Source organism: Citrobacter sp. Igbk 16, assembly GCF_028069755.1.
In the GTDB taxonomy this organism is placed as follows: domain Bacteria; phylum Pseudomonadota; class Gammaproteobacteria; order Enterobacterales; family Enterobacteriaceae; genus Citrobacter.
In genome coordinates, this window is sequence record NZ_JANEWJ010000046.1 from 1 (window position 1) to 20,485 (window position 20,485).

Consider the following 20,485-nt stretch of genomic DNA (forward strand, 5'->3'; position numbering starts at 1 on the left):
GTGTCAGAATATAACTGTGAACGCCCGCATGAATCACTGAACAATATGACGCCGGAGGAATATCGGCAACACAATCATTTGGCCGGGATCTCAAAAAATGCCTGGAACTAAAACGGGTCTATTTACAAAACGACGCGGTTTCTTCTATAAATACGAAATGTTTTATAACCAGCTTATGTCATGCCCGGTGTTCAGTTCTCTGAGCAAGGAACAGGTTTCTGAACGGTATCTCCAGTTTGCCCTGCATTCATTCGTGGCTCTGGATATGTATAAAACATTCAGGCCTGATAATAAGTACGGATTTTACTACCATCTCCACCATTTTTTATTGAGTGAACATTGCTCGATTCCGGGGGAAAACGAGAGAGATATTTTTTCTGGGGTTAGAGACTACTTGCGAGACCGTATTGATGAAATTGAAATTACTCACAAAAGAACTCTCCAACCAATTCGCGAACGTATAAGAGGCATCAAGGATAGTAGCAATCAAAAAAAATCATGGATGCTTTTCGAAATCGATGAGTGCATTGGTTATTTTAAGAAAAATTTAAAAAGTGCTGATTTTGATAAGATCAAAGCCAAATTAAACAATTTTAAAGCAGCGTACATATCACTTACTATTATGTTGGCATTTGAACGAAAAACTGGTCTGGTCAAAAATATTTCTCGCTCTTACCGATATCTCCAACTGGATGAGGGACAAACTGATAACTATTATATAGCATTATGCAACTATATCTATGAATCGGAGAATTTCGATGAAATGCTGCTTGGTACTCTGATTGATGAATTTCAAAAAAAAACTATAGCGCCTTTCTCTGTAACTATTGGGAAAGAAGCCTGGCAGGATGTTCACGTTATATGGGATATTGTCTTTAACTCTCATGGTGGTGAGATCTTTGCGGAGTTAGATTTAGTTGAGCTAATGATAAACCTTAAGCGCTCTCCGGATGCGAAGGTACTTGAACCATATTTTATTTTTTCTAAAATTCTTTATAACATTTGCATTGATGATTTACAGGAAGCAGAGATTCTGTTGAATGAGATTTCATCACCTAAGTTACCTTTTGGTTATCTCCCTGCCGCTTGCAGCATGTTAAAATTGGCGCTTAAAATAAAATCAAAAGGGAAAAACATAAAAAATGGAGAACTAACCGCAGATGTAAATATCATGTTATCCTGCCAGAGTGTTTTTACCGATTGGGTTATGAGGCATACTGAGTCGGAGCGTCCGAAGTTCTTACTGACGGAATATGAAAATAACTTACAAATTATGCATGTGATAAAGCAATATAACGATCTTGTACGCAGGATAAGTGTTTTTAACGAACTGGATTTTTATGCTGTCCACCCACAGTCTATATCTGGAATTCTCTATGAGGTTGAACATGCATTAGGGAAGATTAATAAACAGCTTGATAGTGTTAATGAAGACGTCAATAGTGAGATACTGGCAGAAACAATAATATCCGAGAAAATATTGACAGTCCGCGAACTTAGCAAAAGTCTCGTCAGCTACTTACCTGAATCTACTCTTTATAACTGTATACTCAATCTAGATTATATCATACCTTACCTGAAACTTCCTGGAGAGATATTAGTTAATATTTCCAGCCTCATGACACTTGCTGAAGGGAGTGAGCGTAGACGTAAAGTAATTGCTGAGTCAATCTTGATCGCCAATGTCATGCAGGGAAGAGAAAAGCCGTAGAAAAAACAGCAAAAGGATGACATATTCGCTGCTGAGCCACAGGCACTTTCAAAATAAAACAGCCACTCCCCCTGCTACAGATGCTACGCGTAGCATCTGTAGCAGGGGGGAGGGACAGATTAATTCTCTGATTTGAACTCATATCTGTGTACTGATAAATTTCAATTTCATACCTTATTATTAGTAAATAATAAACACAGGTAAATTATAGCTTCAGAAGATTGAGTCGTTTAAATCGCTCAAATAGAGCATGCAGTTTTTTTATTTCGACTTTATATTCATCAGTCCCAATTTTATCCGAACTTAAAAGAGCAGCTTGTTTATTTATTAATAAATTCAAAATGCGGGACGCTTTGTCTTTGACAACCCTTCGCTTTCTAATATACACTCGATTGGTCCTATTCAATAATAGTTTACGAACCATATAATCCCCAGGCCCGTTGCTATTAACTGATATAACCATCCCATTTTCGTTGACTTTTAGATATTTTGCAACATCATCTTTGAAGCGATCTATATATCCTAAACCTGATATATATGTTGCTCCATCCATCGTATCTAGACACCCTTTCCAGTCATTTGTTTTTAAAACATTGCACTTTTGACACGAAAGGTGAAGGTTATAGGGATGAACTTTTAAAATCCCACCAAATTTATCAGCGAAGATATCTGTAGGTCTAAAATGATCTAAGGAAAAACGCTCACCACCACATTCATCAATAAGAGCATCACAATACACACATCTGTATTGGCAGTCTTTGCTAATATTAATATAGTTTTTATCGCAGTTATAAGTAGCGTAAAACTCACCTTCAGTTTTATAATAAAAAGATATATCCTGCCTAGTTAAGGTAGGATAATAATAATTATTATTTATCATCATCATCCTCACTTAACTCTGTAAATATTGCGTCTAATTCATCTGATGCTGCATTTAGTTCATCAAGTGATTCATCACTAATAATCCCTTCACTAGTTATATTTTTTACTCTTGAAAGGTCTAAAGCTTTAAATTCCTCAAGTTCCTTTTCTGTCAACGTTGAAAAAATCGACTTCTCTAGAAGAAATTCAAACCTCTTAGCTTGTTGTGATTTAATATCTTTATAAGTATTAATGTGTCGCATAAAGCGTTTGGATAGGTGGCTTTCATCTTCTCCAAGATCCCAATCGTTTTTGTCAATAACAAATTCGATATCACCCAAATATTTTTCAATTTCACCAGCATAGCTAGTCAGTATATAAATGGGGATTTTTGAATCGAAAATCCTAATTCTTTCAATTAAATCAACACCTGTATATTTAGCCTTTCCTGAGTGTTTAAGCTTTTCATCAATAAAATAAGTTACCTTTTCAGGTATGTTATTTAAAACCTGAATCATTTCATCAATGGAACGCTCGACATCTAAGCATATCACCTCAAAATCATTTGAAAACAAAATATCCATAGACAATTTATAGGTTGCTCTCACATCGCTATCGTCGTCAATAAAAATTATTTTATCCATTTATTTATCCTGCAAAAATTCGATGTAAAAACCAGCCCCGCCTAAATCTGAGTATTGCCGGGCAGAAATAGTACCTGATGGCATATGCTCTTCAACTTGGCTTTTAATTATTGACAATCCCATTCCGGTACCAGTGGAATTACCCTTTCTATCGGTTTTCCGACTATGCATCGGTAGGAATATTGCATCTTCCTGACCAGTTTCTAAACCACAACCTGAGTCCATAAATGATAATCGCAGTCTAGTGCCACCAACTCGTTCAAATATTACTTTGATTTTTCTTTCATCTTTTTCCGTATCTTCTAATGCCCAAGTAGAATTAGTGATCAAATTTATTGCAATGCTTTCCCAATCAATTTCGAATGATCGAACATTAAAATCACTCTCTTCTATCCTTAAAAATTCAATTTCATATTGGACTCCCATCTTAGCGAAGGTTGCAGACATCATGTCAAAAATGTATTTGAAAATTCTCGGAACATTAACCTTTGAACGAGTTCGTTTATCAGGCTTAATATTATCTATTGCTAGTTTGGAAAATGTATCAACATATTGTGCACCGGCTATCATAAGTTCAGTCACGCTAATCAGTTTATCGTAATCAATGCTCTCTTCCGCAACCTGCGCACGCCTAACCAAGTTTTTAAGTGTCTTAGAATTTGTTAAGGCTAACGATGAGTGTGTACGAATTTCATGCCCAAAACTTACTGTTAATACCCCAAGAGATGCAAGATTTGAAAGAATATCCTTTTCATCCTCTAATTTCTCACGCTCTTTTTCTAAATATAAATAATAATCGTCAAGTGCTTTTTGATGAGATGCTTTGGCTCTTTCTAGCTCACGTAATCTTTGATTAAGAACCTGCGCTGGGGCTATTCTTTTTCCCTTTTTCTTAGTCTTCTTTGAAAAAGCTTTAATTCCATCAATCGCTCCTTTTAATTCAGAATCTTTTTCTTTGATTATCCTTTCTAGTTCTACCGCAAGATCAGTGCTTTCATCTGACCGAGCTTCTTTTGTTGCAAGACTTTCAAACGAAGAAATGATTTTCAGTATAAAAGTACGTAGTTGTAAATAAGCCTCATTTTCAACAATCCCCTCTCTATTAGCCTGATCGTTGAGTATAGCATTAGTAGTTTTTGAAATACTAACCGCTCCAATAATTTGGTTGGGCGCTATTCGAAAACCACCTTGCTTTATCCCCCCTGGACTGGAAGATTTTCGATACCCTAAATCTAACCAATCACCTTTTCCAGTAGGTTCACCATATGGCCTGACTCGAAAATCATCACGATAAATACGAACTCCCCTATTCAACTCCATAAATCTTGACCAGTTTCTAGCAGACATATCTATCTTAGATAGAAACTCTTTTTTTCTAACCATGTAATGGAATTCAAATTTTAATGGCCCAAATAACGGCCTATCACCTTGCTTTGAGATCCATTCTCTCCAGGGAGTTGGAATTTGCTCTATTAATTCTCCCGTTGAATTATTTTTAAACGAAAGCTTAACTTTGTTGTTACTATCAACTACCGCTTTTACTTCCCAACTTGCTGCTTTAAGTAATTCTTGAGTATCGACAGGATCGTCAGGGAACACAACATTGTTAATCGTTCTATGAATAGTAATAGAAAAATCATTAGCCGATCTATAAGGTGAAATTAAAAGCCTCAACTCTTGCTTTAGATCCTCGATAAATTCCGGATACCATTCATCCTTGAGGCCAATTAGAACCATATAAGTCCCAGAATCATCTACAGAAGAAAATATGTCACCATATTTTCCAGATAAAGGTAAATCTTGCTCGTAAATATCATGTTTGATATCTGAAATCGAAGCATTCGTTTCTTCGTATTTTCTCCAATCGACGATCAATTGTATTACCGTACTACTTCCTTTCTTCTTTGTATATAAAACAACTTTCTTACTCAGTCGGTCCAAACCTAGCCGCCCTAAACCTTTAGCACCGGTCAGGACTCGTTTCTTATTTAAAGATAACTCTACACCGCTCTTAAAATCTGTACCAATCTTTAGCCAATGATCATAAATAGTATTTGCATCCATGCCATTTCCATCATCTCTAATTACCAATGTGGAAAGAGCTGGAGATTCCCTTAAATAAAATTCAACATGTACACTTTCAGCATCGGCGTCATATCCATTTTTTATAAGCTCGGACACAGCAACAGTTGAACTTGAAATGCTCTCCCGTCCGAGTTGCATAGGCACTCGTGCAGAAAGATCAAATGGTTTCTTACCTAGATATCTTCGTGCCATTATTTATTTCCCTTCAACAAATGGAATATCTTTTATCACACCAACTGTTAAATGACGTAGTCGGATACGTTCATTTAAAAAGTCGTTCGTCTGCTGACTCTGTAATACTTTCATAAGTTTTTTACACGTAGTTACCTTTCCATCCTTGGGAGAAACTACAAGCAAATGGTTTTCTATTGCAACAGGCTCATTCAAATTAATTAGCGTAGCAGATGCTCTGCTTCGGTCGGATGGACTTGAAGTCCTTTTTATAACGACAAAAGGGGGTTGTAAAACTTTCCCTGAAAATTTTCTTCTTTCAGAGGCATATTTTACAACTTCCCATTGTGGGCAATTTTTTGGATAAAAATATGCATATTCCCCACCTTCTTCCAGATCCCGATAGGCAACTAATGGACCGGTTCTAACTTCAAAGTAGTCTGCTATCGAGGAATTTGTATTGAGTGCACAATGCCATTCTATTTCATCTGTGCTGCTTTGATTTACTCCATATAGAACAAATACATCAACATCGGTTTTGCTGTTAAAACGTCCCCAGATATCCACATTAGCTTTCATTGAACCTGAAACAAATTGCCGAAATCCTTTATATCTACTGCCAGAGCGAAGAACATCTGGCAATATTACACTTATTAGACAATTTTTTGGAAGAAGCCTCAGATATTTATCAAATAAGATACCGGCCGCATTCACTTTCCCATCTTTCCAATAATTAACTTGTGGAGAAGGCCAAATAGTAAACGGCGGATTCATGACTACATGTGTGACTCTGACTATTTCCTCAGCATTAACTGTCAAGGCATCTTTCACACAAATATTTGAAAGCAACTCGAAAGCCTCTTCCATCGTGCAGTCTTGTTCAACTCCCCTGCTGATTGCTTCAATTACAATGCGAATTTTAGCAGCTTCAATAAAATGTTGATGAATATCATATCCCCAAAGCACTTTACCCCATCCTTTCAATGTTTCGGATAAAGTAGTTTCTACACCCAACCTTCTAGAGGCTTCTATTAGTAAATTTCCGGCCCCGCATGTTGGATCCAAAATAATTGAACTTGAGGTAATTGGTCTTTTTAATAATGAAATTGCCCTTGATGCTAAAGCTTGACCAGTAAAGAAGCTACCAGCCTCACGCATTTCGTCAATAGATAACAACCTTCTTAGAATTGCATCTATTTCATCCAAATCAACTGAATTTTTTAACTGTTCTTGATCTGATGAGTGAAGCAGCTCACGCATTGCAACATTATGTGTACTCAAAGTCTTCATGATGATTTTCTGCAGAAAATTTTAACTATAGTAGCATGATCCATGAAGCTATTCCATATACGAGAAAAACTTTAATCAGTTGATAAATATAAGTTTTAATTGGTTATGCGCAATTATAATCTGCAGGGGATTTTAAGTTTCATACTGCCATTGCTCTTATGTAACTCAGACTTCATGCATGTGGTAAAGCAGATTGAATCATCCGCTTTGGCTTACATGCTCATTGCCTTTGATTTTGGGCTTCCTTCCATAGGTATTCTAAACAATTACAGATAGATATCATCTCGAGGTACTCACCATATCCTTATCAGGTTATGTTTTTTGTTTATCTAACTGAGATCTCTCCATATGCCAAAATCTACTGGCCTTCAGGCCATTGAGAAGCCTTTGGCTTCTCTTCCCAGCTCTATTCGCAAACACATTCTTGAGCGCCTCTATGACCTTACCCAATACGTACCAGTAATCGGCATCATGGGTAAAACCGGTGCGGGTAAAAGTAGTCTTTGCAATGCTCTCTTCCAAGGAGAAGTTACACCTGTCAGCAATGTTGAGCCCTGCACCCGTGACGTTCTGCGCTTTCGGCTAAGTCATGGTCATCACAGCCTGATGATTGTTGATTTGCCGGGAGTAGGTGAAAACGAGAAACGCGATGAAGAGTACAGCGCACTGTATCGTCGTACCCTGCCAGAACTGGATTTAGTGCTGTGGGTTATCAAAACCGATGACCGGGCTCTGTCAGTGGATGAACGCTTCTATCGCAAGGTGATGCAGGATTATCAGAAGAGGGTTCTGTTTGTGGTTAATCAGGCTGACAAGGCTGAACCTTGCCATCAGTGGAATGCCGCCAGCAATACACCGTCTCATAGCCAACAGTAGACAATTGAGGCTAAGCGGAGCGCGGTGCAGCAGCTCTTCCTGCCGCACCATCCAGTCTGTGTTGTATCGGCCCGAACGGGTTGGGGGCTGAATGCGATGGTTGAGACGATGATGCGCAGCCTGCCTGACCGGGCGACCAGCCCACTGACAACACAACTGCATGGCAAGCTCTGCACCGAGCCGGTAAAAAAGCAGGCACGTGAACGCTTTGGTAATGCCGTGGATGAAATGATGGGCAATGTGGAGTCATCATCTTTTCTGCCAGCGCCTGTAAGGGCTGTTATTCGAACCGTGCGGGAAGCCGTGGTGAACGTTGCCCGTGCTGTCTGGGACTGGATTTTCTTCTGACAACAGCTTATGACGGACACTCCCTGTCCTTTCTGCGCTCAATTAATGAGCTGTTAATCCACCATCAACGCGCGAAGGCGCATTACAGCTGTAATCCTCGCACTGAAAAAATACGCCTTCCCATGTCCATACCCTGTCCGGTCCCTTCGTTACACTAATCACTTAATTTTCAGCCTGTTAACGGGATGGAGAAAATCTAATGTCCCAGACTGAGCGTCGCCATGAAAAGCTGGCGGTTCGGCTGTCCCTTATTATCAGTCGTCTGGTTGCTGGCGAAACGCTGGATATGGGCCTTCTTGCTGCAGAGTTTGGAGTGTCGATCCGCACCCTCCGCCGGGACTTTCGTGAGCGACTGATGTACCTAGACCTGGAATATCGCGATGGCACCTGTCGTTTGCTCTCAGGTAGCCATCAGCGCGAACTGGCTGTACTGACTTTTGCTCGTCAGTCAGGCGTGGAGGCTTTATTTCCTGACATGGATAACCACATGGTCAGCTCACTGCTGAGCGGACCCGGTGAGTCTCCGTGCCTCATATGGGCAGAATCGGAGTCATTGTCGCCGCCCAGGCCAGGCATATTTACACGCCTTGTCAGGGCCATATCAGAGCATCGCCGTGTGACGCTGCTGGCTGAAGGTTGTCGCAGTTCAGGGCTTGCACCATACCGCCTCGTACTTTGCGGCGGGCACTGGTATCTGACTGGAGAGCATAATCATCGCGTTGCGGTGTTTCCGCTGAACGATATCCATGCGGTTACCTTGCACCCGGAACTATTCGTGCCTGACCTTCAGATTCGCAACGTTCTCGCCGAACCGGAATTCCTCAGAGCTCTTCCCCATTTTCACGTTTTTCACTCACTGCTCGCCAGAACCGGCGACGGTCTTTTACCTCATAAGGAATCATGATGAAGAAATTACTGACCACAACGACGCTGGCCGTCAGTCTCTGCACTGGCGCTGTCTTTCCGGCGTCTGCCGAAACTGTCGTGGGTACCGTCAAATTCTGGCAATACATGCAGGCGGATGGCTGGAAATCGACCGATGGCATGGATAACGACACGCTAAACAATACGCTCTATCAGGCAAGTGTCATTGGCCATTATCCCTGGACCAGGCAATTTCTGCTGCGTCAGCGTGGTGGTGGTGCTTATTTTCTCGCCGACAAGAAAACGCATACCGTGCGCAAGCTGAATCTGAAACCTGCCAGTGGTTATTACTCCGACCTGACATCGGTCTATCAGGGAGAAGACCAGGGGAAAGGGTGTTACTTCACTATCATCGACACCCAGTATCAACTGGAACTGGCTGATGAACCTCACAGCAACCAGGTGCTTGCTGCATTTCCGGAAAACTGTGTCAACAAACAGCAGCAGGCTGCCCTGGCGGCGAAGCGTTCTGCCTCAGAGCAGAAACTGCAGCAGTGGGTAGCCCAACAGAGTCTGGCAGAGTTGTGCCGACGCACCGGCAATTGCTGAAGAAACGGACGGACGATTTATAAGGAATCTGCACTATGAAGAAATTGTATCCACCTGCGCTTGCCGTTCTGACAGTTATCGGTGCCATGGGAGTCTCTGGCTGTGACAGCAAGGAAGATGCGGGTGTGAAAACGATAGCCAGTTTTAAGGACCTGACTCCGCCACCGTTCAGCAAGGTTGTCTCGCATAAATCCGATGTTGCCCAGGAATGGGTAAAAAAGGATGCCTTCGGTACACCGCAATATACGGTGATGAAAACCCGTCAGTCGCCGGAGGGTTGTGAGTCAGGTAATTATTACTATATTGCGGACATGCAGCAGAAAACGGTGCAGCCACTGATGGCAGCCCTGTGCCTTGCAGACAATATCACTCTGAGCTTCAGGATTGAAACCGACAGCTACACGGGGGAGAAATCGGTGGTGTATTCACACGATGGAAAGGAAATGGGGAAACTCTATCTGCCGGAGAATCAGGAGAAAAATCCATGATGAAGCTGAAAGGCGTTATCTCAGTTTTCGCTTTGAGCCTGTGTCTGTTTTCACCGGCTCAGGCCGAAGAACAGCGTTACATCAGTATCCGCAACACAGACATGGTCTGGGTTCCTGGAAATGTCTGCGTCTGGCAGTTTCGCCTGGATAACGGCGGAAGTGGTGAGGGGTTCGGGCCTCTGACGCTCTCCCTGCGTCTGAAAGACAAGGGCGGAAACACGCTGGTTATGGGGAATATGGCGGTGGCTGCATTTGGTGAGAGCGATGCGACTCGCTCTCAGGAAGCCTCGCTGGAGAACGAATGCGTGGAAAACGTCAGCTCTGTCGAAATCATGAAGGCAACGGAAGAGCGTAATGGTTACCAGATTGACCTGCCACTGTCCGTTTTCGACCCGCAGTACTACCGGCCGGTACAAGTCACGGTTGGCGGTGGTAAGGCATCTTAGCTGCTTCATTGCCCGCTTGATTCAGCCCCTGTCGCATATGCCACAGGGGCTTTTTGTTTTAAGGAGCCTGTATGACTGAACTCACTGAATTGCCTGAGGGACCGTTTTCGCGCCAGCAGGCAGAGGCGGTTGCGGCTCAATATTCCAACATTGCTATAGAGGACGACCAGGGTACGCATTTCCGTCTGGCTATCCGTCATGAGCGTTGCATGGTTTGGCGAGCCTGGAACTTTGAGCCGGATGCCGGTTACTGGCTGAACCGGCATATCGCTCGTTATGGCATCCGCAAATTACCGGCATAACCACCATCAGCGCATCACCGTGATAACAAAGTCAGGCCACACCTCCCTCGGGAAGTGTGGCCTTTTGTATTTTTACCCACTGAATAAGGAGTTATCCATGCGATTAGCCAGCCAATTTGGCCGTATAAACCAGATACGCCGTGACCGGCCTCTGACCCACGAAGAGCTGATGAGTCATGTCCCCAGCGTGTTCGGGAGTGACAAACATGAGTCTCGTTCAGACCGTTATACCTACATCCCAACCATCACCATCCTTGAAAGCCTGCAGCGCGAGGGTTTTGAGCCGTTCTTTGCCTGCCAGACAAAGGTTCGCGACCAGAGCAAGCGGGAGCATACCAAACACATGCTTCGCCTGCGCCGTGCCGGTCAGGTGACCGGGCATCAGGTGCCGGAAATCATTCTTCTCAACAGCCATGATGGATCCTCGAGCTACCAGATGCTGCCGGGGCTATTTCGAGGCGTCTGTACCAACGGCCTGGTCTGCGGTCAGTCATTCGGCGAAGTGCGGGTACCGCATAAAGGTAATGTCGTCGAGAAGGTGATTGAAGGGGCTTACGAAGTGCTTGGGGTCTTTGACCGGGTAGATGAGAAGCGCGATGCGATGCAGTCACTGGCGTTGCCAGCTCCGGCTCGTCATGCACTGGCGAATGCCGCACTGAAGTATCGATTTGGGGAAGACCACCAGCCGGTCACGGTATCGCAGTTGCTGACTCCACGTCGTCGGGAGGACTACAGCGATGACCTGTGGACTGTCTACCAGCGCGTGCAGGAGAACCTGATGAAAGGTGGTCTGTCAGGGCGAACCGCGCAGGGAAAAAGTAATCGCACCCGTGCTGTTACCGGTATTGACGGCGATGTGAAGCTCAACCGCGCCCTGTGGGTGATGGCAGAAAACATGCTCGAGTTTTTCGGGCGTTAAACAACAGTTCCGGCATAAGGAGATAATTTAATGGATACACAAAATCATCAGTTCGCTGAGCTGACAGTAATTACCGCCTCAGTGGTCCCTGACGAGTTACGCATAGGCTTCTGGCCACAGCACTTTGGTACCATCCCACAATGGATAATCCTTGAGCCCCAAATCTTTGCCTGGATGGACCGGCTGTGTACCGATTATCACGGCGGCATCTGGAATTTTTCGACGCTCAGTAACGGTGGCGCTTTTATGACTCCCGAGTCAGAGCAAGATGAAAAGTGGACAATGTTCAACAGCATGAACGGCAACGGCTCGGAACTTACTGGCGAAGCGGCTGGGATAGTCTCCAGCCTGATGGCATACAGCCACCATGCCTGTCGTACCGAGTGTGACGCGATGACTGAGCACTATTATCGCTTACGAGACTTCGCGTTGAACCATCCAGAGTGCAGCGCCATTATGCATCTCATCGACTGAGGCATACCGAACATGAATACCGCAATATCCCCACCGTTATCGCAGCCTGAACTCTTTCCGGTGTCGGTCATGGCTCAGCATGGTTGCATGCTCCCCGCGACATCCGGATTGACACCCTATGCCCAACGGACCATTCGCCGGGCTATCAACCTGCTGGATAAATATCTGCGCCAGCCCGGCATATCTTTTACCTCAAGTACTGCTGCCCGTGACTGGCTTCGGTTACAGCTGGCAGGACAAGAACGGGAAGTGTTTATGGTGCTCTATCTTGATAATCAGCATCGTTTACTGGAGAGCGAAACGCTGTTTGCCGGTTCAGTTAACCATGTCCAGGTCCATCCCCGCGAAGTAGTGAAGTCAGCGCTTCGCTTAAATGCTGCTGCTGCCGTGCTGGCGCATAACCATCCATCCGGTGATCCGGAGCCCAGCCCATGCGATCGCAATATTACGGGCAGGCTTAAAGATGCCCTGGCACTGGTTGATGTGAACACGCTCGATCATCTGGTCATCGGCTCAGAGGGCATTGTGTCGTTCGCGGAGCGAGGCTGGATATGAAAATCATCAGTAAACGCCAGGCAATGACCCTATACCGGCAACATCCTGGCTCCCGGCTGTTTCGTTTCAGTACAGGAAAATATAAATGGTCAGGCAGTATCTGCCATTATGCTGGCCGCGAGGTGGAAGATATACGCGGCGTTCTGGCCGTATTTGCTGAACGCCGTCAGGACCGCAATGGTCCCTATGTCATTCTTCGAAGTGTCACTCTCAATTAATCTTTCCCTTTAATCAGGAACAATAATGAACAATCACTCCGAATCCGGTACCAAGCCGGAGAATCCCGCCTGCCAGCAGTGGGGGCTGAAACGTGCTATGACACCCTGTTTTGGTGCCCGTCTGGTACAAGAAGGCAACCGACTGCACTATCTGGCTGACCGAGCAGGATTTAGCGGGGCGTTAACCGACGATTTTTCAATGCGCCTCGACCAGGCATTTCCGCTCATGATGAAGCAACTTGAGCTGATGCTCACCAGCGGAGAACTCTCCCCCCGAAATCAGCACTGCGTCACGCTGTACCACAACGGACTCACCTGCGAAGCCGACACACTCGGCTCCTGTGGCTATGTCTACATTGTTGTTTATCCTGACCAGACTGAGCCGCAGTAACTCCCCCGCTTATTCCCTAAACATCATAGAGCAAACATCATGCAAACCTTATCATCACACCCGACTCGGGCGACTCCCCCCTATCTGTCACCCATTGAAACCTGGCAACGGCTGCTGACTCATCTGTTATCGCAGCACTATGGCCTGACGCTGAATGACACACCGTTCAGTAATGAAACCACCATACGAAAACATATTGATGCTGGAGTATCGCTCAGCGATGCGGTGAACTTTCTTGTCGAAAAATACGGGCTTGTCCGTATCGATCGGAAAGGATTTTCGTGGCAAGAGCAGACCCCGTATCTTTCCGCAGTGGATATTTTTCGAGCAAGGCGCTCTACCGGCTTGCTAAAAACTAACGTGAAATAAACGCTTAAATACAGAGCAGACTAAAGGAAAGCAAAATGCTAATCTCACAGACGAAGAAACTCCTGCTGTAACTTCCCCTCACCTGCAAAAAAATCTGACATTTTCTTTTAGGACCAACAATGGGACCAAAATGAAAATTGAACTGAAGGTTATCAGCTGTTAAACAACAAGTTACACAATCAATTCAGACTCCGCCAGCCCAAAATTCTCCATCGGTGATTACCAGAGTCATCCGATGAAGTCCTAAGAGCCCGCACGGCGCAAGCCCTGCGGGCTTTTTTGTGCCCGTTACAGCCCGAGAACATCCAGCTAAATCCAGAGAAAATTGTGCACCGCCTCATGTGAGCGGATATAGCGATAGCGAACGGCAGTCTGGTTAATCTCCTATTTTGTCACGTCGATACTGTTGCGCAAACCCTGCATTCTGCGCTGGCTCGGTTCGTCACCGGCAATGAACTGTTCGCAATATTCCCATTCAAAGTCGGCCTGCCCACCAAACACCGGTGAAAAGCCCCTGGCATAAGCTGAGGACGTTTTGTCTCTGTTCGGTTTAACCTTAGCCCCACAAAAATTGTGGTTATAACAACATACCATCTGCTTGCTGCCATTCAATTGGGCGAATAAAATAGAATGAATACATCCGATTTTAATATATATATCCACAAAAAATGAAAACCACATGGCACAATAGATAATAATCACAACATCCCAAAATAATGGTAAAGTTCTTAGTGAATTTAATAATAAATAAAAAACCGCGAACCATGAAAATTTAACTTTAGTCAAGCAATAACAATAAGTTAGAACATCATTGATTGCATTAATAGAATGTTTCATGGACAATAAAAAGCTGTTCTCCATTTTAAATTCATGCAGGAGGCATGATGGAGCAGCTTGATAAACAGGTCATATCCATTCGTCAATTACTTTCTGTTAAGCAATTAGCGATTCCGAGTTACCAGCGCCCTTATCGCTGGAATAGCAAAAATATAGCTGACCTTTTTGCCGATCTGGGATCGCACCGCGATAAAACGGCCTATCGACTAGGTTCCGTTGTTTTCCATAAGCACTTGGAAGAAAAAAAAACGTGGCTGGATATTGTTGATGGTCAACAACGAACCCTGACCTTAATGCTGGCAGTCAAAGCATTGACAGAAACTCGCCTGCACAACCTCAAACGCAAAGACCTGGTCGAGCAACTTACCAAACTCAAACCTGATGTCGATGCTTTTATGGCACGTCAGCGTTTTGCCAGTCTGGATTCACAAGCCAATCTTCGACGTAATTACCTGGAGTTACTCAGGCTTGTTGAACGCACCGAGTTCAGCGAAGAACTTATCGACTTTATGCTGAACCGCTGCGAAGTTGTCACTTTCGTGTTGAATGAAGTTTCAGAAGCATTTCAGTTCTTCGATTCACAAAATGCACGCGGTAAAGATCTGGCTCCCCACGATCTACTTAAAGCCTTCCACTTACGTGAGTTTTCCGCTGATGAAGCTGGGCTAAAAGCTGAAGCAGTCGCTCACTGGGAGAGGATGCCTAGCGAAAGGCTGGCAACGCTCTTTGCCAATTACCTGTTCCGGGTTCGTCAGTGGGCAGAGGGTAAATCAGCCCGCTTCTTTGGCAAAGGTGAAGTTGACCTGTTTAAAGGGATCAATATTTCTCAGATCGCGCATTTCCCGTATGTGAGTTCATTGCGGATCGCCCACCACTATGTCGATGATTACAACAGTCAATACCAACGCAAAATTGACGGTCAGAGCCTAAGTTTCCCCTTCAGTCTGGATCAGATGATCATCAATGGCCGCCGTTTCTTTGAAATGGCCGAACATTATCAAAAGCAGGTCGCTGTTATTATCAACAGAGAAAAAGATGCTGATGAGAATAAGCCAATTACTCTATTGAATGAGGTGCTGGAACCCTGCGCAAGTAATATTCTATACACCCTGAACAGCTATGTCAGGCGCACCCGCACTGGCGATCGCTATGTCCGGGCGATGTTCGATTGCGCTCTGATTTTTTATATAGATAAATTCGGGACTCAGGAACTGTCTTTGGCGATAGAAAAATGCTTTATCTGGGCATATACCTGCCGTATCGGTCAGCAGGTAGTTCAATTAGCTACCGTCGATAACTATGTGCTACATAACAACCTACTACGTACTATCCGTGATGCACGCCACCCCAAAGATCTACATGCTTTCCCCCTGCGCACGCTCGGCATCCAGGATAATAAAAATAATCGCAATGGAACTGAAGATGAGCTAATCATGCTATTCAGGAAGATGAGATATTATGAGTAATTCCCACGTACGGCCTTTTTTTATAAATGATTTACTTAGTGACCGCGCAAAATATTTGATTCCAATGTACCAGCGTAATTACGCCTGGGGCCAGGGCGAAATCACTCAGCTTTTACAGGATGTGCTGGATTATCAGAAAAAATCCGCTTCCGCCAGGCATCCGCAGACTTATTACATCGGTACATTAGTGGTGTTTTCCCGGGGGGATGACTGCTATGAAGTTATTGACGGGCAACAACGCTTTACAACGCTCTCCCTACTTGCTAACTGGCTGAAATGCCACGCAGATAAATCTGTTGATATGCAGTGGTATCAAAAACTCAATCTCACTTTCGAAAGTCGCCCTGTCTCTACCCTCACCTTCGAAAAGTTATGGCAAGGCGTAGATGTGCAACATATGCGCGGTGACGATTACAACGAAGGTTTGATCAGAGGTTACGAAATGATCGGCAAAGCGTTGGCTGAGCTTCAGCTTAAAGGCCGCGCGTTGAAGGTGTTTTGCAAGTATCTGTTCAATCACGTGCAGATTTCTCGCATCGAAGTGCCAGCAGATACCGATCTTAATCATTTTTTTGAGGCGATGAACAATCGCGGCGAACAACTCGAAAAACACGAAATCGTCAAAGCGCGTCTGATGAATGTCCTGAATGGGATTAGGAATACCAAAGAGCGACACAAAAGTCTTGATACTCTGGCGAGGGTATGGGACGCGTGTTCGAATATGGAACGTTACGTCCAATACGGTTTTACGCCAAAAGAACGTCAACAACTGTTTGGCAAAAAGCATATACATCAATTTAATCCAACCAGTTTCTCCAATTTGGTTGAATTGCTGGATCAAGCAGGCTCATTTCCAGATACCGACGCCACAGAAGCACTACATCAACGCCAGGGGCAAACTCTGGAAGAAATATTGTGTGACACTCGTCTGGATAGTACTCTCCAGCAAGAGGAAGACAGCGCAGGCTCAGAGCGTTTTAACAGCGTGATAAATTTTTCAAATTTCCTTCTTCATGTACTCCGTCTTGTCAGCAGAGACCCGGGTACAACTGAGGGAGTGCCACTTGATGACAAACAACTTGTAGAGCAATTTGAGTCACGCCTGCTGAAGCAGGAAAAGCCAATCGCCGCGGCAAAAGCTTTCATTTATAGTTTACTGAAATGCAAATATCTTTTTGATCGCTATATTATTAAACGAGAATTCACTCAGGGCACAGACGGATGGAGCCTGAAACGCTTATATCAATACTCGCCCCAAAGTGTAGGTTATATTAATACCTTTGATAATAACGAGGGAGAGTTTGAGGATATAAACCGCCAGGTCCTGATGTTACTATCAGCTTTCCATGTCTCAACACCAACACTGGTTTATAAACACTGGCTCAATGGTGCGCTAACATATTTGTTTGATGAGCACAGCCCGGAAGATGAAATTGATGCTGGAGACTACCTGGCTTATCTTGAGAACATGGCTCGCCGCTTTGTCTTTATGAGATTTTTATCCCAGGATGAAGCTGCATCATATTACAATATGATTTTTGGTGATGATGATGTTCTTCCAGAGATCATCTGTGACAAACGTTGGTCGCAGGCTATCAACGCTAAATTACGATTCGGGACTATCGAAAATAACTTTGTTTTTAACTATCTTGACTATCTACTGTGGAAAAAACAAAACACGAGTAATGATATTGCCCGCCGTTTTGAGTTTACCTTCCGAAGCTCGGTGGAACATTTTTATCCACAGCACCCTATAGATGGCCATCCCAGAATGGATGAAGAGCAGTTACATGCTTTTGGGAATCTCTGCCTGATTAGCCACAGTAAAAACTCGCGGCTAAGTAATTTCCAACCCCAGCAAAAGAGAGAGCATTTTGAAGCCAGCCTGGCTCGTAAAGAGATCGACAGTCTGAAACTTCTGGCAATGCTCGAGTTGATGAAGCGCAATAAGCAGTGGGGTGAGGAGGAGATTATCAGTCATGGTAAAGAGATGGTAGCGCTGCTGGCCGAAGAAGTGGAAGAGATGTATTAATGCAGAAAACCGCTCCCGGCAAGGTGTCGCGAGCGGATATAACGTTGTCGGCGTATTATGGCGGAGCGGGCATCTATGGCGTCATGCTTTCATTATTTATCAATGCTGCCAGGCGCTTAATCTGTTGTCCTGCGCTATCAAAATTACGCTCATCAAGCCAAAGAGTGAACGCTTCGCGTAGCGCCGGATATTCACTATCAATGATTGAATACCATGCGGTGTCCCGATTACGCTGGTGTACGACAACAGCCTGACGGAATATGCCTTCAAAAGTAAAACCAAAGCGCGTGGCTGCCGCACGAGAAGGCGCATTAAGCGCATCACATTTCCATTCAACGCGACGATACCCCAGCACCTCAAAAACATAGTCTAACAGCAGCGACATGACCTCCGTTGAAACCCGCGAACGTTTCATGCGTGATGAATAGGTCACCCAACCCACTTCTATTACGCCATTCGATGTATCAATGCGCATAAGTGCCAGCGTGCCGACAGCCTGCATGCTGGCCAAATCGATTACGGCAAAATGCATGGGGTCGGTCTGCGCCGCAATCGTCGTTAAATAGCTTAAGAAAGAATCAAAGGTCGTGAATGGCCCTGACGCGAGATAGGTCCAGTCGCGAGAGTCAGGCGTATCGCAATAGGCGTCATAAAGCGCCTTTGCGTGGCGTTCGACGTTAATACGCTCAAGTTTGCAATAACGACCGGTGATGTGCTGAGCCGTGGGAAATCGCGCACCTTGCCAGTCCGGTAACCCTAAACCCACGGGCTGCTGGAATTCATTAAACGTGGATGACATGCTATTTACCTCTCATAATAGAGTGTCAAATGACAGCAGAATAAGAGACATCTGACGGGGTAAAAAGAACCACAATGGATGTTTTTAACAGATCCACATGACAATGCTATACCGAACTCCAGCACCGTATTGCTTATCCACAATTAAAAAATACCGATCATGCAACTGTTGTGGAAATAAGAAATACGGCCATTAATGACATTATTGCGCGCATCGCTATCATCATCAAAGTAACGCTACATGGCATGGGCAAGACGACGAATACCCTCAACAATAACCTCTGGCGGGTGATTCGCAAAACCGATCAAAATCCCCTGCCGGGAGATATCCCCATGATAATAATGACTCAATGATTGAATCCCCATCCCCAGCATTCTGGCTTTCTGTTCGACCTCATCGCCGGTCACCCCGTCATGCAACCAGCAAACAATATGCACCCCAGAATCAGAAGGTTGGACGGTCATTTTATCGGCAAGATAGCATTGAATAGCATTGACCAACGCCGTTCGCCTCTCGTAGCATGCCTTACGAACCCGTCGCACATGGCTGGCGTAATGTCCTTCTTCAATAAAACTCGCCAGTACCGCCTGCTCAAGATAACTGGAGCCAATATCGGAGAAATATTTTGTCACGATAAACTGTTCTTTTAATCCTGGCGGGACAACTAAAAAACCTAAACGAAATTCTGGGTACATCATTTTTGAAAATGTCCCTGAATATATTACCCGCTGATGCTGATCTAATCCCTGCAAGGCTTGCAAAGAACGTGCGGCATAACGAAATTCACTATTGTAATCATCTTCAAATATCCATGCCCGGTTAACCCGAGCCCATTCCAGTAGCTCAAGTCGTCGGGATAAACTGAGGGTCCCGCTAAGTGGGTACTGATCGGAAGGAACAACATAGGCCAGTTTCGCATGAGGGAAATGATCAATTCCGTATTGAACATTCATTCCTTCGCTATCCACCGGCACAGGTCTCACCATTGCCCCTGTTGACATAAATACCCCGCGCGCACCTTTATAACCAGGGTCGTCCAGCCAAACGTCATTTCCTTTCGTAAGCAACGCTCGGGCAGTAATATTTAACGCCTGCTGAATACCGTTGACGATAATGATCTGATCTTCACTGCAGTTAACCCCTCGCGTCGTTTTCACGTAGTGACAAATTGCTTTCCGTAAGGGATAAAAACCGCAGGGGCTGGTATGAGAGCCGAGTTGATGCCGGGATTGTCTCCAGACTCGCCCCAGCAACTTGCCCCATAATGAATGAGGAAAGAGATCGGTACAGCCCACACCGACGGCGAACAGACGGTTCATTTCACGCCCTTCAACATCGCCAGACCATAATCCACGAACGGATACGATATCCGCATTTAGCTGCCCATCAGCGGGCAGTTCACCGCCTTGCAGCGCTTCAGGATAGAGACCGCTGATGCTGCGGTCAGGAAGACTTGGCGTGACAAAGGTTCCGGCGCCTTTGCGCGTCTGAATATACCCTTCGTCTAACAGTCGGTCATAACCCGCAATTACCGAGTTCCGTGAAATTGACATCATCTCGGACAGGCCACGGGTTGAAGGTATCTTTGTCCCTGGCGGCAGACGACCTTCTACGATTGCGTTGCGTAGCGCATGGTACACCTGTTCCTTAATAACGCCTTGCTCTAAAAAAAGTTCCTGAAATAAAGGTGCACTATTTTTTTTCATTGCACTCGCTCTTACGTTAAAAGT

At 44.7% G+C, this 20,485-nt stretch carries 21 protein-coding genes and 2 pseudogenes; 16 read left to right on the forward strand and 7 right to left on the reverse strand.

The window, feature by feature from the left end; all coding sequences use genetic code 11:
- Nucleotides 1-111 (forward strand): annotated as a pseudogene (locus NNO03_RS21060) (integrase); the annotation flags it as partial.
- Nucleotides 98-1,711, forward strand: coding sequence for a hypothetical protein (locus tag NNO03_RS21065; RefSeq protein WP_271450434.1), 1,614 nt, complete (start codon nt 98-100; stop codon nt 1,709-1,711). The pseudogene NNO03_RS21060 and the gene NNO03_RS21065, both read left to right, overlap by 14 nt.
- Nucleotides 1,712-1,916: 205 nt before the next feature.
- On the opposite strand, the gene NNO03_RS21070 is transcribed toward NNO03_RS21065, so the two are convergent.
- The 4 genes from NNO03_RS21070 to NNO03_RS21085 are packed head-to-tail and all read right to left on the reverse strand — an operon-like array spanning nt 1,917 to nt 6,762.
- Nucleotides 1,917-2,597 (reverse strand): hypothetical protein, encoded by a 681-nt coding sequence (locus NNO03_RS21070; protein WP_271450435.1) that lies wholly within the window; start codon nt 2,595-2,597, stop codon nt 1,917-1,919.
- On the reverse strand, nt 2,581-3,216 hold the full coding sequence (locus tag NNO03_RS21075; RefSeq protein ID WP_271450436.1) for a hypothetical protein: 636 nt from the start codon (nt 3,214-3,216) through the stop codon (nt 2,581-2,583). Before NNO03_RS21075 ends, NNO03_RS21070 begins: the two co-directional genes overlap by 17 nt.
- Nucleotides 3,217-5,493: an ATP-binding protein gene (locus NNO03_RS21080; protein WP_271450437.1), complete on the reverse strand. Its 2,277-nt coding sequence runs from the start codon at nt 5,491-5,493 to the stop codon at nt 3,217-3,219.
- A gap of 3 nt (nt 5,494-5,496) precedes the next feature.
- Nucleotides 5,497-6,762 carry an N-6 DNA methylase gene (locus NNO03_RS21085; RefSeq protein ID WP_271450438.1) on the reverse strand — a complete coding sequence of 422 codons (1,266 nt, stop codon included), beginning with the start codon at nt 6,760-6,762 and terminating at the stop codon, nt 5,497-5,499.
- A gap of 348 nt (nt 6,763-7,110) precedes the next feature.
- On the opposite strand from NNO03_RS21085, the pseudogene NNO03_RS21090 reads away from it, so the two are divergent.
- The 12 genes and pseudogenes from NNO03_RS21090 (at nt 7,111) to NNO03_RS21145 (ending at nt 13,621) form a co-directional block, all read left to right on the forward strand.
- A pseudogene (locus tag NNO03_RS21090) lies at nt 7,111-7,986 on the forward strand (GTPase family protein).
- A gap of 199 nt (nt 7,987-8,185) precedes the next feature.
- Complete coding sequence (locus NNO03_RS21095; RefSeq protein ID WP_271450439.1) at nt 8,186-8,890, forward strand: YafY family protein; 705 nt, start codon at nt 8,186-8,188, stop codon at nt 8,888-8,890.
- Nucleotides 8,890-9,459 carry a hypothetical protein gene (locus tag NNO03_RS21100; protein WP_271450456.1) on the forward strand — a complete coding sequence of 190 codons (570 nt, stop codon included), beginning with the start codon at nt 8,890-8,892 and terminating at the stop codon, nt 9,457-9,459. The genes NNO03_RS21095 and NNO03_RS21100 overlap by 1 nt, the downstream gene beginning before the upstream one ends.
- A 35-nt stretch (nt 9,460-9,494) precedes the next feature.
- On the forward strand, nt 9,495-9,947 hold the full coding sequence (locus NNO03_RS21105; protein WP_271450440.1) for a YfjS/YafY family lipoprotein: 453 nt from the start codon (nt 9,495-9,497) through the stop codon (nt 9,945-9,947).
- Complete coding sequence (locus NNO03_RS21110; RefSeq protein ID WP_271450441.1) at nt 9,944-10,393, forward strand: IrmA family protein; 450 nt, start codon at nt 9,944-9,946, stop codon at nt 10,391-10,393. Before NNO03_RS21105 ends, NNO03_RS21110 begins: the two co-directional genes overlap by 4 nt.
- 71 nt (nt 10,394-10,464) lie before the next feature.
- On the forward strand, nt 10,465-10,695 hold the full coding sequence (locus tag NNO03_RS21115) for a DUF905 domain-containing protein (protein ID WP_271450442.1): 231 nt from the start codon (nt 10,465-10,467) through the stop codon (nt 10,693-10,695).
- A 97-nt stretch (nt 10,696-10,792) separates the two neighbouring features.
- A complete protein-coding gene (locus tag NNO03_RS21120) occupies nt 10,793-11,614 on the forward strand; it encodes a DUF932 domain-containing protein (RefSeq protein WP_271450443.1) in 822 nt (273 codons plus the stop codon).
- 30 nt (nt 11,615-11,644) lie between these two features.
- A complete protein-coding gene (locus NNO03_RS21125; RefSeq protein WP_271450444.1) occupies nt 11,645-12,088 on the forward strand; it encodes an antirestriction protein in 444 nt (147 codons plus the stop codon).
- Between the two features lie 12 nt (nt 12,089-12,100).
- Entirely contained in the window at nt 12,101-12,643 is a 543-nt protein-coding gene (radC, locus tag NNO03_RS21130) for a DNA repair protein RadC (protein ID WP_271450445.1), read from the forward strand.
- Nucleotides 12,640-12,861 carry a DUF987 domain-containing protein gene (locus NNO03_RS21135; protein ID WP_012543032.1) on the forward strand — a complete coding sequence of 74 codons (222 nt, stop codon included), beginning with the start codon at nt 12,640-12,642 and terminating at the stop codon, nt 12,859-12,861. Before radC ends, NNO03_RS21135 begins: the two co-directional genes overlap by 4 nt.
- Nucleotides 12,862-12,886: 25 nt before the next feature.
- Nucleotides 12,887-13,252, forward strand: a complete 366-nt coding sequence (locus NNO03_RS21140) for a type IV toxin-antitoxin system YeeU family antitoxin (RefSeq protein WP_271450446.1) — start codon at nt 12,887-12,889, stop codon at nt 13,250-13,252.
- A 39-nt stretch (nt 13,253-13,291) separates the two neighbouring features.
- Nucleotides 13,292-13,621: a TA system toxin CbtA family protein gene (locus NNO03_RS21145; RefSeq protein ID WP_271450447.1), complete on the forward strand. Its 330-nt coding sequence runs from the start codon at nt 13,292-13,294 to the stop codon at nt 13,619-13,621.
- A 384-nt stretch (nt 13,622-14,005) separates the two neighbouring features.
- Here the strand turns inward: NNO03_RS21145 and NNO03_RS21150 are convergent, their stop codons facing one another.
- Complete coding sequence (locus tag NNO03_RS21150; RefSeq protein ID WP_271450448.1) at nt 14,006-14,482, reverse strand: hypothetical protein; 477 nt, start codon at nt 14,480-14,482, stop codon at nt 14,006-14,008.
- A gap of 23 nt (nt 14,483-14,505) precedes the next feature.
- Between NNO03_RS21150 and NNO03_RS21155 the strand changes: the two genes are divergently transcribed.
- Nucleotides 14,506-15,924 (forward strand): DUF262 domain-containing protein, encoded by a 1,419-nt coding sequence (locus NNO03_RS21155; protein ID WP_271450457.1) that lies wholly within the window; start codon nt 14,506-14,508, stop codon nt 15,922-15,924.
- A complete protein-coding gene (locus NNO03_RS21160; protein WP_271450449.1) occupies nt 15,917-17,956 on the forward strand; it encodes a DUF262 domain-containing HNH endonuclease family protein in 2,040 nt (679 codons plus the stop codon). Before NNO03_RS21155 ends, NNO03_RS21160 begins: the two co-directional genes overlap by 8 nt.
- A gap of 73 nt (nt 17,957-18,029) precedes the next feature.
- On the opposite strand, the gene NNO03_RS21165 is transcribed toward NNO03_RS21160, so the two are convergent.
- Both NNO03_RS21165 and NNO03_RS21170 read right to left on the reverse strand, forming a co-directional pair.
- The gene (locus NNO03_RS21165; protein ID WP_271450450.1) at nt 18,030-18,755 is read right to left on the reverse strand and encodes a GNAT family N-acetyltransferase; all 726 of its coding nucleotides are present in this window, start codon (nt 18,753-18,755) and stop codon (nt 18,030-18,032) included.
- Between the two features lie 236 nt (nt 18,756-18,991).
- Nucleotides 18,992-20,461: a PLP-dependent aminotransferase family protein gene (locus tag NNO03_RS21170; RefSeq protein WP_271450451.1), complete on the reverse strand. Its 1,470-nt coding sequence runs from the start codon at nt 20,459-20,461 to the stop codon at nt 18,992-18,994.
- Nucleotides 20,462-20,485: the final 24 nt, after the last annotated feature.

What these genes read in the sequence shown, in the direction of transcription:
- NNO03_RS21065 (WP_271450434.1), top strand. Translation starts at nt 98, where the DNA reads ATGCCTGGAACTAAAACGGGTCTATTTACAAAACGACGCGGTTTCTTC.
- NNO03_RS21170 (WP_271450451.1), bottom strand. Translation starts at nt 20,461, where the DNA reads ATGAAAAAAAATAGTGCACCTTTATTTCAGGAACTTTTTTTAGAGCAA.
- NNO03_RS21095 (WP_271450439.1), top strand. Translation starts at nt 8,186, where the DNA reads ATGTCCCAGACTGAGCGTCGCCATGAAAAGCTGGCGGTTCGGCTGTCC.
- NNO03_RS21165 (WP_271450450.1), bottom strand. Translation starts at nt 18,755, where the DNA reads ATGTCATCCACGTTTAATGAATTCCAGCAGCCCGTGGGTTTAGGGTTA.
- NNO03_RS21135 (WP_012543032.1), top strand. Translation starts at nt 12,640, where the DNA reads ATGAAAATCATCAGTAAACGCCAGGCAATGACCCTATACCGGCAACAT.
- NNO03_RS21160 (WP_271450449.1), top strand. Translation starts at nt 15,917, where the DNA reads ATGAGTAATTCCCACGTACGGCCTTTTTTTATAAATGATTTACTTAGT.
- NNO03_RS21145 (WP_271450447.1), top strand. Translation starts at nt 13,292, where the DNA reads ATGCAAACCTTATCATCACACCCGACTCGGGCGACTCCCCCCTATCTG.
- NNO03_RS21125 (WP_271450444.1), top strand. Translation starts at nt 11,645, where the DNA reads ATGGATACACAAAATCATCAGTTCGCTGAGCTGACAGTAATTACCGCC.
- NNO03_RS21155 (WP_271450457.1), top strand. Translation starts at nt 14,506, where the DNA reads ATGGAGCAGCTTGATAAACAGGTCATATCCATTCGTCAATTACTTTCT.
- NNO03_RS21100 (WP_271450456.1), top strand. Translation starts at nt 8,890, where the DNA reads ATGAAGAAATTACTGACCACAACGACGCTGGCCGTCAGTCTCTGCACT.
- NNO03_RS21110 (WP_271450441.1), top strand. Translation starts at nt 9,944, where the DNA reads ATGATGAAGCTGAAAGGCGTTATCTCAGTTTTCGCTTTGAGCCTGTGT.
- radC (WP_271450445.1), top strand. Translation starts at nt 12,101, where the DNA reads ATGAATACCGCAATATCCCCACCGTTATCGCAGCCTGAACTCTTTCCG.
- NNO03_RS21120 (WP_271450443.1), top strand. Translation starts at nt 10,793, where the DNA reads ATGCGATTAGCCAGCCAATTTGGCCGTATAAACCAGATACGCCGTGAC.
- NNO03_RS21080 (WP_271450437.1), bottom strand. Translation starts at nt 5,493, where the DNA reads ATGGCACGAAGATATCTAGGTAAGAAACCATTTGATCTTTCTGCACGA.
- NNO03_RS21115 (WP_271450442.1), top strand. Translation starts at nt 10,465, where the DNA reads ATGACTGAACTCACTGAATTGCCTGAGGGACCGTTTTCGCGCCAGCAG.
- NNO03_RS21085 (WP_271450438.1), bottom strand. Translation starts at nt 6,762, where the DNA reads ATGAAGACTTTGAGTACACATAATGTTGCAATGCGTGAGCTGCTTCAC.
- NNO03_RS21140 (WP_271450446.1), top strand. Translation starts at nt 12,887, where the DNA reads ATGAACAATCACTCCGAATCCGGTACCAAGCCGGAGAATCCCGCCTGC.
- NNO03_RS21075 (WP_271450436.1), bottom strand. Translation starts at nt 3,216, where the DNA reads ATGGATAAAATAATTTTTATTGACGACGATAGCGATGTGAGAGCAACC.
- NNO03_RS21150 (WP_271450448.1), bottom strand. Translation starts at nt 14,482, where the DNA reads ATGGAGAACAGCTTTTTATTGTCCATGAAACATTCTATTAATGCAATC.
- NNO03_RS21070 (WP_271450435.1), bottom strand. Translation starts at nt 2,597, where the DNA reads ATGATGATGATAAATAATAATTATTATTATCCTACCTTAACTAGGCAG.
- NNO03_RS21105 (WP_271450440.1), top strand. Translation starts at nt 9,495, where the DNA reads ATGAAGAAATTGTATCCACCTGCGCTTGCCGTTCTGACAGTTATCGGT.